The sequence below is a fragment of the Lunatibacter salilacus genome, from assembly GCF_009797935.1.
Taxonomy (GTDB): domain Bacteria; phylum Bacteroidota; class Bacteroidia; order Cytophagales; family Cyclobacteriaceae; genus Lunatibacter; species Lunatibacter salilacus.
The window spans coordinates 88,065-100,651 of sequence record NZ_VOLC01000020.1 but is presented as its reverse complement, the minus strand read 5'-3'; the positions used below and the strand labels follow the sequence as shown (position 1 = coordinate 100,651).

The 12,587-nt window shown below is 42.3% G+C and carries 11 protein-coding genes; 1 reads left to right on the top strand and 10 read right to left on the bottom strand.

The genetic code is table 11. The features are described from left to right. Positions 1–50: 50 nt before the first annotated feature. Both FQ608_RS22235 and FQ608_RS22230 read right to left on the bottom strand, forming a co-directional pair. The gene (locus tag FQ608_RS22235; RefSeq protein WP_158860691.1) at positions 51–1,688 is read right to left on the bottom strand and encodes a S8 family serine peptidase; all 1,638 of its coding nucleotides are present in this window, start codon (positions 1,686–1,688) and stop codon (positions 51–53) included. Next, complete coding sequence (locus tag FQ608_RS22230; RefSeq protein ID WP_158860690.1) at positions 1,675–2,394, bottom strand: hypothetical protein; 720 nt, start codon at positions 2,392–2,394, stop codon at positions 1,675–1,677. Before FQ608_RS22230 ends, FQ608_RS22235 begins: the two co-directional genes overlap by 14 nt. A gap of 131 nt (positions 2,395–2,525) precedes the next feature. Here FQ608_RS22230 and trpF point away from each other — a divergent pair, with 131 nt between their 5' ends. Beyond that, positions 2,526–3,155 carry a phosphoribosylanthranilate isomerase gene (gene trpF / locus FQ608_RS22225; protein WP_158860689.1) on the top strand — a complete coding sequence of 210 codons (630 nt, stop codon included), beginning with the start codon at positions 2,526–2,528 and terminating at the stop codon, positions 3,153–3,155. Here the strand turns inward: trpF and trmB are convergent. From trmB to FQ608_RS22185, 8 genes are all read right to left on the bottom strand, one after another. Continuing rightward, a complete protein-coding gene (trmB, locus tag FQ608_RS22220) occupies positions 3,152–3,811 on the bottom strand; it encodes a tRNA (guanosine(46)-N7)-methyltransferase TrmB (protein WP_158860688.1) in 660 nt (219 codons plus the stop codon). The two genes, trpF and trmB, sit on opposite strands and share 4 nt — an antisense overlap. 1 nt (position 3,812) lies before the next feature. Then, positions 3,813–5,105, bottom strand: coding sequence for a bifunctional folylpolyglutamate synthase/dihydrofolate synthase (locus FQ608_RS22215; protein WP_158860687.1), 1,293 nt, complete (start codon positions 5,103–5,105; stop codon positions 3,813–3,815). Positions 5,106–5,113: 8 nt separating this feature from the next. Beyond that, the gene (locus tag FQ608_RS22210) at positions 5,114–6,067 is read right to left on the bottom strand and encodes an energy transducer TonB (RefSeq protein ID WP_158860686.1); all 954 of its coding nucleotides are present in this window, start codon (positions 6,065–6,067) and stop codon (positions 5,114–5,116) included. Between the two features lie 3 nt (positions 6,068–6,070). Further along, the gene (locus FQ608_RS22205; protein ID WP_158860685.1) at positions 6,071–6,463 is read right to left on the bottom strand and encodes an ExbD/TolR family protein; all 393 of its coding nucleotides are present in this window, start codon (positions 6,461–6,463) and stop codon (positions 6,071–6,073) included. A gap of 1 nt (position 6,464) precedes the next feature. Beyond that, positions 6,465–7,160 (bottom strand): MotA/TolQ/ExbB proton channel family protein, encoded by a 696-nt coding sequence (locus tag FQ608_RS22200; protein WP_158860684.1) that lies wholly within the window; start codon positions 7,158–7,160, stop codon positions 6,465–6,467. Position 7,161: 1 nt separating this feature from the next. Then, positions 7,162–7,818 (bottom strand): SPOR domain-containing protein, encoded by a 657-nt coding sequence (locus tag FQ608_RS22195; RefSeq protein WP_158860683.1) that lies wholly within the window; start codon positions 7,816–7,818, stop codon positions 7,162–7,164. A gap of 104 nt (positions 7,819–7,922) precedes the next feature. After that, entirely contained in the window at positions 7,923–9,593 is a 1,671-nt protein-coding gene (locus FQ608_RS22190) for a TonB-dependent receptor (protein ID WP_234364337.1), read from the bottom strand. 3 nt (positions 9,594–9,596) lie between these two features. Continuing rightward, a complete protein-coding gene (locus tag FQ608_RS22185) occupies positions 9,597–12,581 on the bottom strand; it encodes a tetratricopeptide repeat protein (RefSeq protein WP_158860682.1) in 2,985 nt (994 codons plus the stop codon). Between the last annotated feature and the right edge of the window lie 6 nt (positions 12,582–12,587).

The following is a 12,587-nucleotide window of genomic DNA, read 5'->3' as shown; positions in this document are numbered from 1 at the left end:
ATTCGTTTTCGAAATTTCAGTCAAAAAAAAGCATTTTTTCGGTCTAATCCTTACTTTCTCCAAAACTTGAATAACTCCGCCCCGTTACCATCTTGTAATTCAATGATATAGAATCCAGGCGTTACCGTTTCCAAAGATAGCTCAAAGGGGGTGTACTGGTAGTTCCTGGCCAGTTGCCAATGATTGATCAATTGGCCTGAGGTAGAAAAAAGATTCAATTGGCAGGAATTCGATTGGGTATATTCCACAAACAATGTATTGCCATCCAGGGGATTGGGGTAAATTTTTGTTGGTTGAATGGCCAATTCAGTCTCTTCCAATTCATTAACTACCCCATACATGACCCTGGAATAATTGGGGATTCCATAGCCCAAATTCATATCAGGATTGGTAAATTGATGTCCGCTTTGCAAAAGTTTTTCCTTAACCTGAGCTCGGGTCCATTCCGGATTGGCTTCCCAAAGTCCTGCAGCCAATGCTGCTATCTGAGGGGCCGAAAAGGAGGTTCCACTGGAAAAAGAAGGTCCCGAAGTATACCGCCAAAGTGTAACTCCCGTACCATAAGCTACCAGTTCTGGTTTTATTCTTCCATCAGCTGTGGGACCCACAGAGCTAAAACCCGCTTTTTCGAGGCTATTTGAGATGGCTCCCACTGCCAATATGTCGGCAGCATCCGCAGGTGCTGTGATAGTTCGCCATGACAAACTGCCTTCATTCCCATTACTTGTTACTACCAATATGCCCTTTAGCGCAGCCATGGAGGCACCCCTAGTAATAATTGCGGTCATTCCGTCCATATCCTCTTTGGAATAGTTCATATCCACGTCATCGAAGATATTATATCCCAAGGAACTGTTGATGATATCTACTCCCAAGCTATCGGCAAATTCTGCTGCCTTCACCCAATTGTACTCTTCAATCCAAAACTCTGAATCCACATCCTCAGTAATACACAATATATAGGAAGCATCAAAGGCTCCCGCGATCATTCGGTCCGGGTCATAAGCAGCCATTAGCGAGAGTGCTCCGGTGCCATGGGAATCGGAGCGAAATACATCCGTTGTTCCAGGCAGAACAAAATCCCGGGTGCCCAAAATTTGATCCCGTTCGAAAAGATGTCGCATACCGGAAATCTTATCAGCATTCGCAAAACCCGCATCAAATACAGCTATCTTCATCCCTTTCCCTGTATACCCATCCTCATGCATATGGGGTATCCCCAAAATGTCATTCTGAAATTCGAATGTTTGTTGCCTTTTATTCAACCCTTTTATTTTTAGGGGTTCGTTATAACTTTTGCGGCTGTTTTCTAACTGGGGGCCCTTTCCCCTACCTACCAAAATCACATCTTCCACAAAGGGCAACGTTTTGATGGAGTCAATTTGGTTGATTTCAGCCTTTACCAACGAGGCATTTAGCCAGTTGCTATGGTATAAAACCTTCTCTACGTAGGGAGTGATTTGCGAAATATATTGGCCAGAAACTGGCAGGTCAGTGCTGTCCACAGGCACTCCTTCACGTACTCTTCGTTGAATAGCATCAGCCGTAAGGAATTCAAGTGGCCTTTCCAAACTATAGGTCTCTGAAGTTTTATAGCGATAATGAATGGCATACCTATCCTGGGACCAAACCTCCCCAAAAACCATGCATGATAAAAAAATAAATAAAGATGCTTTATAAGATACCATTGGCGATTAATTTCATTTGCTTAAAACGTCCACTTTGAATAATTTGTTCACCCAAACAATCACTTCGTGAGCAGTAGGCAAATACTTCATAATACGACTCTACCATTCCAATTCCCTCTGCGTAAACCTCGAATCTGTTGTCCCGTAGGGTTATGAGATCGTCTTCCTCCGATTGTCTGATCATTGCCGCAGATCCAAAAGCCCTATTTCCCACGACATAGCTCCCTATTTCTTCAACAGTAAATAGCTCTGGCAAATTAGCATTCATTCCGTTTGCATCCCATTGCTGAAATACCTGTACCGGATACACCAATGGAATAACAGGCTCATTGTCAATGGTTCGAATGATTCGGTTGCGGCTGAAATTCAGTGTATAAGCCAATTCGTTTCCCCAATCTTGAAGGTTCTCTGACCGCTCCCTAGTTATTACATGAACAATTTCATTGATTTCATTGACAAATTGCCTAGTTATTCTATCTCTATAATAGAATTCATTTTCTTCAAAGTCGTTTTCCCCGAAATAAACCCTTTCAACGACTTCATAGGTCCAATATTGACCCAAATTAAGTGGTAGATAGGCAGAAATCAATAAATCCGGAGTTTCCCGCTCTTCCTGACAAGACAACAATGTCACCACAAAGAAACCTAAAATTCCAGCAATTAACCGCATTTCCCTCTTTAGTCTTATTCCTACCTGCCGCTTCATACTTTCATTTGACCGTTTTATGGCAGAGGAACTAGCGTCCAACTGTTACCATAAATACTTCCTTGATACGATAAAATCTTTCTAATTCCCCTATCTTTGAAATTCGACAAAAATTACACAATTTATTTGAAATGGCGTTAAAAACTTTTGTAAAGATAAGTAATGTGAACAATTTGAGCGATGCCCGGTATTGCTCAGGGATGTATGTGGATTTGATGGGATTTGCGCTGGAAACTACTGACGAAAACTATTTGTCTCCGGACGCCTTCAAAGAAATAACAGATTGGCTATCCGGCCTACAGTACGTTGGAGAGTTTACAACTTCTGAGCCATCTTTTATATTAGAGCAGATTTCTGCCTATGATGGCATACAATATATTCAAGTGGAAGAGGAAAACCACCTTCAAAAGCTGGCTCATTCGGGATATAAATTGATCTTGAACAAAGGGGTTGATAATGATGAACAACTCCGTGAATTGTTGCCATTAGCCCAGCGCTTAAAAGAAACCGATGTAATTTTACTAATCGACTCTTCCGATCCCGGGCTCTATGATAATCCGGACTGGAATGTTGTGCGTGAAATAGCCCAAAACTGTGATGTATTGCTGGGATTCGGGTTTAATGCGGACACGGTGGAAATGATCCTAGAGACGACACAGGTGAAAGGAATAGCCATAAAAGGAGGCAAGGAAATAAAACCCGGAATCAAAGACTTCGACGAACTCGCCGACACGCTTGAGAAGCTGGAAATCGAGGATTAGTGAAACCGGAAAGAAATGTACTTTATCTTTTCCCCTTTTTCCGAGAACATCTTTTCATAGCGGGTTTTGATTCCGAAATGATCATCCCGCCACTGAGAAGCATAAAAATCCGGAGTTTCTTTGAGAACCCCTGTATCAGGTCTACTTTTCAGTAACTCTAGTGTATACTCATAGAGAGCTGTATTGTCGGTCTTGAAATGGACGGTGCCTTCCACTTTTACCAATACCTTAAACATCTCCAGAAACCGCGGAGAAGTAAGCCTTCGCTTTTCATCCCTGTCTTTGGGTCTTGGGTCTGGAAAGGTAATCCAGAGCTCATCTATCTCCTTTGGTTCGAAATACTGGTCCAGCTGCTCAATTTGAGCTCTGAGAAATGCAACGTTTAGCAGATTTTCCTCAATGGCCATGGTACTTCCCTTCCAGATTCTGGACCCCTTAATATCCACTCCTATAAAGTTTTTATCAGCATTTACACGTGCCAATCCTACCGCAAACTCACCGCGTCCACATGCAAGTTCAACGACTATGGGATTATCATTTTGAAAAAACCCCTGTTTCCAAGTACCTTTTATGGTTGTGTAAATTTCTTTTCCCGGTTGAATGACATTTCGGTTTTCCTCGTTTTCTTTAAAGCGTTCCAGCTTTTTCCGACCCATGCTATAATTCTTTGATTTCTGCCACCACAAATGTACTCCCTCCTACAAAGATGAGATCATCGGGACCAGCTTTTTTTTGAAAATAATTAATGGCATCATTCACATCCAACATCACAATTCCATCCAACCCAAGTGAAGCGGCAAGACTAGCCAAATCCGCTGCAGGCATAGCACGTGGAATTTGACTTTGACAAAATGCGTAGGCTGCCTCTATGGGAAGTAATTTCAACACCCCTTCAACATCCTTATCCTGCACCATGCCCAAAACCATAAACAATTTATTGTGGGGAATGGATTTGAGTTGCTTGACTATTACTTTAAAAGCATCCTTATTATGTCCTGTATCACAGATGGTTAAAGGATTTTTTGATAAGATTTGCCACCTTCCTTTCAGACCTGTACGTTGGGTGATATTTGAAAGTCCCCTTTTAAAGTTCTCTTCGGAAATAAATAGCCCCAACTGATTGAGTTGCTCAAAAGCCAGATAGATTGCGGGAAGGTTTTTAATTTGGTAAGCTCCAAGTAAATCCAATTGAATAGTAATCTGCTCTCCCTTGCCATTTTTTAGAATATATTCTTTCAGGTTAGGTATATTACTGGTTTCTGGATGAACCGTTATTAATTGATCAGAAAAATAAATCGATGCATTCCTTTCCCTCGAAATCTGGGTGAATACAGGACTGGTTTCTTTCTGGGTTTCACCGATAATCACAGGCACACCTTCTTTGATGATACCAGCCTTTTCTCCTGCTATTTCCTCCAAGGTTGTCCCCAGAAATTGAACATGATCCAGTCCGATATTTGTTATGATGCTCAACAATGGGGTGATTACATTGGTGCTGTCCAGCCTCCCCCCCATGCCAACTTCCACGACAGCAATATCCACATTTTCGTTGGCAAAATAATCGAAAGCCAAAGCCACCGTCATCTCAAAAAAGCTGGGTGAAATTTCTTCCATAAAGTCTTTATGGTTTTTCACAAATTCAACGACGGCTTCTTGTGTAATTTCTTTTCCGTTGACCCGAATACGTTCCGTAAAAGATTTTAAATGGGGTGACGTATATAGGCCAACCTTGTAGCCGGCATCCTGAAGGACGGAGGCTAGTGCGTGAGAGGTACTACCCTTGCCGTTAGTACCGGCGACATGGATGCTTTTAAATTTGGTTTCTGGATTTCCTAAATGATTGCATAATGCGATTGTTGGGCCGAGGTCCTTCTTAAATGCAGCGGCTCCAATCCGCTGAAACATAGGCAGGGCTTTATACAGGTAATCCAGGGTTTCCTGATAATTCATGAAATCAATTAATCAACTTTGATAATAAAAGTGATCCTTCCTGTAGAAAAATCTGCTGTTGGGTTGCCGCTTTGCCGCTTAAAAGACATGGAATTCACTACTGTACGATAGTAGGTAAGTACTTCATTTGTCACATTATATTCGAGCGGGATTGCCTGTACAATGCGGCCGTCCTCATCCACGGTGATTCTAAATACAATTCGTCCGTTACGGGAAGAAACCCGATCCTGAATATTCGGTCTAGATGCAAAATCCCAACCTGCCAAATCCAGATTGTAACCGCCGCCGTCACCCGTATTGCCTTGGCCGGACTGTAAGATGGATCTTCCGTCTACTGTTCCCTGTGGTTTACCTTCATCGCCAGGGGTAGATGAACTTCCCTGACTACTTCCAGCACTAGGTTGGTTTCCCGTACCAGTACTTCCCCGGGCACCGAAAATGGCCCTTTGATCTACCTGAGGTTTTTCCTCCGCTTTAGTTTCAGTCTTTGGTGCCTCACTTTCTGCCGGTTTGGCAGGTGAAGGCTTGGTTTCTGCGGGTTTAGCCGTTTCCTTCTGTGCCTCAGAAGCCGTCTCCGCACCTTTAAGAGGGCTGGCTACTTTAGACTGAGTCTCTACGGATCTCTTGGATTCTGTAGGAGTCGGGTTAGCTTGGGATGTCTGTGGAGAGGCTTTGGGAACAGCAGCTTCAGTCACTTGAGGCGCTGGTTCGCCGGGTGCAGGAGCCTCAGTGACCTGCGTTTGGGTTTCGGCGGGAGGTGCTGTGGTTTGTACATTACCACTGCCCATATCGGTAAACCCAAGGTTCAATTCCAGCCCAAATTTAGACATAGGAGGAATTTGTTCACGCCAAACGACAATGAAATAAATTCCAATCAAAAGCAATACATTCACGATAAACGTGATGATCATTGCTCTATTTCGGCTTTTTGAATCTTCCTTATCTATGCCCCAAGCTTCCATGAATTATCTAAAAGGTTTTGTTGCAATGGATACATTTGCCTCCAACGTGGCAGCTATGCCACCGATTTCAACCAAATACTCCACCGGCACTTCTTTGTCAATATGAAGGACCACATGACCCTTTTTCTCCTTTAACAACGTTTCCAATTCCCTTTTAATTTCATCCCGGTTTACCCTTTTGTCATTTACCGAAAACTTCAGGTCCTTTGTCACACTGACAGATACTTCCTGCATGATGATGTCTGACGTCTCACTTGATGGCAGATTGACGGGTAAGCCCGATGGGGTAATAAAGGATGATGTCAGCATGAAAAATATCAGCAGAAGGAAAATAATATCCGTCATGGAAGACATGCTGAAGGTTGTTTCAATTTTGTTTTTTGACTGAAGTGCCATATTACTTTTTTTCCTGTAGCAGATCTATAAATTCAATGCTGGTGTATTCCATGTTATGGACAAGTTTGGACACTTTGGATACCAGATAATTATAGCCCAAATAAGCCAAAATACCTACTACCAAGCCCGTCGCAGTAGTTATCATAGCTTCGTAAATCCCTGTAGACAATAGTTTCGGAGAAACCATGCCTTCTTCTTGGGCCACACTGATAAATGCCTGGATCATTCCGGTTACGGTTCCCAAAAATCCAATCATAGGGGCTGCACCCGAAACGGTAGCCAATAAACCAAGATTCTTTTCCAGCTTATAAATTTCAATTTTTCCCACATTTTCGATGGCTACCTCGATGTTTTTAAGCGGGCTTCCTATCCTTTCCAAACCCTTGGTGAGCATATGGGCCACGGGGGTTTCTTCTCCTTGGCAAATCATCTTAGCCTGCTGAATGTTTCCTCCCTGCACCATCATTTTTACCTGATCCATCAGTCCTTTGGGGGTTTTAGATGCTTTCTTGAGAATCATCAACCTTTCCACAAAAATAAAAATAGCCAAAACAAACAAGAGATAGAGAGGAATCATCATGTATCCTCCTTTTACTAATAAATCCAACAACCCGATCTGAGATCCTGTTTCCTGAATGGTGTTCAATGTGTCGACAGCCAGTTGGTTGTCCGTTGATAAAGTTTGTAATAGCGTCATATTAATATTTCAAAACCCATAAATTTTCTTCAAAATTGCCTTGCTGATCTTCCATCACTTCCAAGGCCCGCGTCACGTTGTCATATTGGGCTACCGCCAATCTATAAAAGGCTTTCTCACCATAAGGATGAATTAAAAACGTTGGGTTACCTAACTTATTCAATTTAGTACTGTAATCTTTTGCTAGGTCATCGTCGATAAAACTGCCCACTACCACGAAGTAACGAGGAGACGCAGCTCTACTTGTAATCTCTGTTAGTACATTCTCCGTCACTTCAGGCTCAGGTATTCCATTGGCAGTATCATCCGTTTCCGCTACCTGAGGCACGGAGGACTCAGTTTCTGTGGGAGTAGGAACATCTGTCTGCGTCGGAACTTGATTTGATTCAAAGAATCCAAAGTAATATAAACTTCCCAATCCAAGGGCTACAATCAACAACAAAAGTATGATTAAAAAACCGTTCCCTTTCTTTTCCTCACGTTCGGCATCCTTGCTTTTTAATTTGGAAGTATTCCCTGCCTTGATTTCTGGATTGACAGTCTTTTCCTCAGGTACTTTCTTCTCGGGTCCTATTGGTGTAAATTTAACTTTGGGCAAACCAAAGTCCTCATCCCCATTGGATGGATCATTTTTGTTTGACGAATCTTTTTCGGACATAATAAAAATATTTAACTGAATGAATACACTAAATTACAGGAAAACCTTCACATCCCAATAAGGGGAAGGATTTAAAACCTATTAATCCTTATTATCATTGAATCCTAAAATTTAAAACTAACACCGCCAATTCCCTGAATACCCCGAACCGGATAATTCCAGAACCTTTGGTAAGACTGATTAAGGAGGTTGTTACCAATGGCAAAAACTGAAAGTCTGGTAGTAATGCTATAATCTATTTTAGCGTGTAAGTCCACAAGTGCCGGCAACGTATCAGTGGTATCCGATGCCAAATTTATAACAGGGATTCCTCCCATGACATTGGCGTTGACGTGTATGAGCCATTTATCGTCAGGTCGAAACATATTGTGGAGTTTGATCTCCCATTCCGGTCTATGCCATGGGCTTGAAAAATCCGAAAGGGTATATTGATAATAGTTTGCACTAGCCTCCAGTTGGTACCATCCTTCGTAGTTCCAGTCCGTACTGATATGGTAATTCAACACCCGGCTCATATCATCATATATCAACTGAAAACGCGTGCTGTCATTTACGTTATTTCCATAGAAATGCATATTGGTAAAGTTGCCATATTTCACTCCCGCCTTGTAATTAATCTCTCCATTGATTGTTCCGGTAATGCCGGCATCAATTTCATAATTCTGAATGGTATTCCGAAGTTGGGCACTTGGTCCGAGAAATGGATTTTCCATAACAAACCCATAATAGGTGTTGCGGATTACATCTCCTTCTAAAGAGGCATAAGCTCCAATAGTAGGATCGATTTGATAGCTTATTTTTGCTAACGGAAATATATTGAAATCACTGGTCTTGTTGGGGACTATATCATTTTCCTGAACGACACTGGCCCCTACCTTAACCCGAAATTTGTCTTTGGAATATGTAACATAAGGCTGAAGCTTGAAATAATTCCGATTTATATCCGAATAGAACGCATCGGACGGGGATGTGAAGAAAAGCTGTGTGGCAATACCACCTGCCAGATTCTCATTAGCCCTAAACCCAACTGCTGCCAGAATACTTGCTTCATGCTCCCTTGCCAGATAATTGTCGTTAAAAATCCGGAAATTTAGGGATCCTTCATACGTAAACAGGTCGAGTTGTTCAATTTTCCGCACGCCTAACTGGACCTTTACGGTATTAAATACCTGATCCAAATCAAATGGAGTTGCTTCCAACACAGGATTGGTAGTATATCCATAGAAGTTGTAACGGTCCCTATCATACCCTACATCGCCGAATATCTCCAAATCCTCTCTAAATAAGCTGCCGTTAATCTTAATTGACGTATGATCCTCTGCTGAATTAGATCCATCCACTGGCCCTTCATAGAACCCCTGATGTTTTAACTTAAGCCCATAAGATAGCTCGTCACTTTCAAGACTGTTGACGAAAATTTCCGCTAATGGGGACATATAATTACCAAATCCGGCACGGACAAAACTGTGATATTGATCAGAAACCGACCTGGGAAAAGATTTGGCAAACGGTTGTATGTTTAACTCTATCGGCCGTAAATCAAGCTGGAAATTCTTTACCTCGTAGACGTAATTGCCTTGGCTACTAACAGCAGGCAAGGATGGCGGTCTCTCATAAATACGGGGCTGTTGGGGTAATGAAAGTACCCTATCCTTTCGGATGATAAACTCCGTATCCCGAATCTCCCCCCTATCCCTAGTCTCCTGGGCGTGTGATGGAATGAGAAAAATCGCCGATGATATCAAATAAAAACAAATAATTAATGCTGCCTTCATAGGTCAATTGATAGAACGTAATAACTGGTTCGCTTCCTCTTTTACCAAATCATTGGAGGAATTTTCCACCACTGATTCCAATGTGGCTTTCGCCTGAAATGCCTCATTAAGTTTCATATAATTTTTGGCCAAAAGTATAAACTGCTTACCATACCAGAAATCATACGGACCAAAATCCTGAGAATGGTCAAAAATGAGGTCATTGGATTCCTTAAACTGACCGCCTTCGTGTAAGATTAATGCCAACAGATATAGTCCTTCGGCTCCGTGAACGGTTTTAAAGTCCTTATATAGCGTCTCGAAAGTTCCTTTGGCCTGATCCGTCCTCCCGGCAGCTTGGAGCGATTTGCCCTTTACAAGCAATGACTTGGGCAGGGCATCCGGTGTCACCTCCCCAAGTTGCATCACTTTATCTGAATAATAAATAGCTGAATCGTAGCTGTTAGTCGCATAAAAAGACTCCATAAGCCCGTTATACGCGTCATATTCTTCTATTTTCGTTCGGGCATTTTTCCCACTTGACCTAAAGTAAGGAATGGATTTTTGATAATTTCCTCTTTCAAACTCCAATGTTCCTATCCGTTGTATAGCCCTGTTCCTTATGGCCGCATCACTTACATTTTCCAATTGGTAAAAGTATTCCAAAGCTTTGTCCTTATCGTTTAGACGAAAATGTGCGTCACCGATGAAAAAGCGTGCTTCCGGAGCTTGTGTAACATTCGGGTAACTTCTCAAATAGTTTTCAAAGGCACCGATAGAAGCTTGGTAGGATTGGCTGAAAAAGAGGTTTTTAGCATTTTCAAATTCCAACACTTGAAGGCTATTGCTTCCCGGATTGGTTTTTTTATAGGTAGATAGGTAAGTGGAAAATTCCCCAGCCCTGCCCTGTAATGTGAGGCTTTCCTGAAGTCCCACCAAGGCTGCATCTACATTCGGGGAATTTGGGTGGTTGTCCAAAATGCTTTTATAATCCGCAATAGCACCTTCGTATTGCTGAAGTGAATAGTTGGCAACTGCCCTTCCCTCCAGGGCAAACGGAATAAAAGGGCTGTTTGGCCGACTGGAAATCAATGCTGAAAACCCATCCCGAGCTTCTGAATAGCGGGTCATTTCCATGTTGATTTGTGCCTTTTGAAAAAGCGCATCTTCTAAATACCTACTGTTTGGAAACCCACTAATAATCCTGTCTAATTGATCAATAGCCTGAGGATTTCTGTCCTCAAAGTTTTGAATTACTCCTGCTCGGAAATGGGCATAGTCCGTTGATGCATTGTTTTCCCGGATCGCGCGATTGAAGGTTTCTAAGGCATCACCAAATTTCTTTTGTACATAATACGTATCACCCAAACGCAAAAGGGCATCATCGTAATTCTCCTTTTCCCGGCTTCCTCTCAATTTGTCCGTATAAGCCTTAAACTGAATTTCTGCCTTGGGATAATTTTCGGAATTAAAATAGGCATATCCCAATCCATAATGGGTCTTGATCAAATGGGGGTCTTGAGCCGATGGTTTTAGAGCAACGACCGCTTCATACGCTTTTATGGCCTCCGGTAGGTTACTATTTGCAGCATGAATTTCCCCTTTCCAGAATTGGGATTGTACCAGCAGATTTTTGTCAATGGGAGATGTTTGTGATTTATTGAGCATTTGTAACGCCACCGGATATTTATTATCCCGGTAATAAACCATTGCCTGGTAAAAAGTTACTTTTTGGTAAGCACCTTTTATCCGGTCGGATTTATTCGCCATTTTATCCATATGCTCAATGGCTCGGAGATAATTATTGGTATTAATAAGCGCATCGCTTAGTAGGTTCTCGGCCTCCTTGGCATGGGGTCCGTTGGCATAGGTATCCAAATAGGTATCCAAAGCAGCTACTGCGTCCTGAAAACTCCCCCTCTCCAAATTCACTTTCGCATAGTTAAATAGTGCCTCCTCTTTGATCTGCGGATCGTGATCGCTTTTGTAAGCATTACTGAAACTGTTGGATGCGAATTGGGGATTGTTAAGCTTAACATAAGCATGTCCAAGGAAATAACTGGATACCTGCCCCAGTTTATCATTTTGCAGGGCGACTTCTTTGAAAAAATTACTTGCTTCACCGAATTTTCCGGTTTGATAATGACTCACTCCCGCCTTGTACTGTTGCTCCCGGGTCAAGGCACCTTTCTTGGCCTGCACAAAAGCCATGTAATTCTGGGCCGCCTGATCGTAGTTACCTCTTTCATAATAGGCCTCTCCTAACAGAAGCTGAATGTCTTCCTTTTTCTCCAAACCCTGTCGTTGGAGTATGGACGGAGCATAGGCAATGAGTGCATCAAAATCCTTTTGGCGGTAAAAAATTGAAGCTAGCATATAGGGCACTTTGCCGGCATAGGTTCTCGCTTTTTCTGCTTCTTTAAAATCCTGGATGGCTTTTGCATCATCATTTTGAACCATATATACATAGGCTGCATAATAGTAGGCATCAGGAAGGTATTCGGACCTAAAACGCTTCGCCTGTTCGAAATAGCCCAATGATTCCTGATAGTTTTTCAACTGAAAAAATGAATAGCCAGTTTTGAACAACACCTCAGCTTTTTCGTCACCATATATGGTCTCAGTATCAACTTTCCGAAAAGATTCGATGGCTTTGGGATAGTTTCGGGCCATGAAAAAATGGTTACCCAATTCCATAGCGGCAGTATTCCTCAAGGGTGCGGAGGGATTCTCCAAAATAAATTTTTCGAGAAGAATTGACCCATCCGGATTTTCTGTTCTCAACGCTGCTGAGGCGTAATAATACGTTCTTTCAATTTCTCTGTTCTCCGAAAGATTGGCTTCTGCTAATCGGGCGAACTCAATTTTGGAGGCCGGATACTGCCCTTTCGTATATAATTCCAGTGCATCTTGAAAAATTATTTCTGATCCCTGCTGGTAAAGGGTAGCTTGGGCGTTGACCTCAAAGTAGAGAGCCAGAAATACGAACGTGATTAAGGATATTTTCATTTTTTG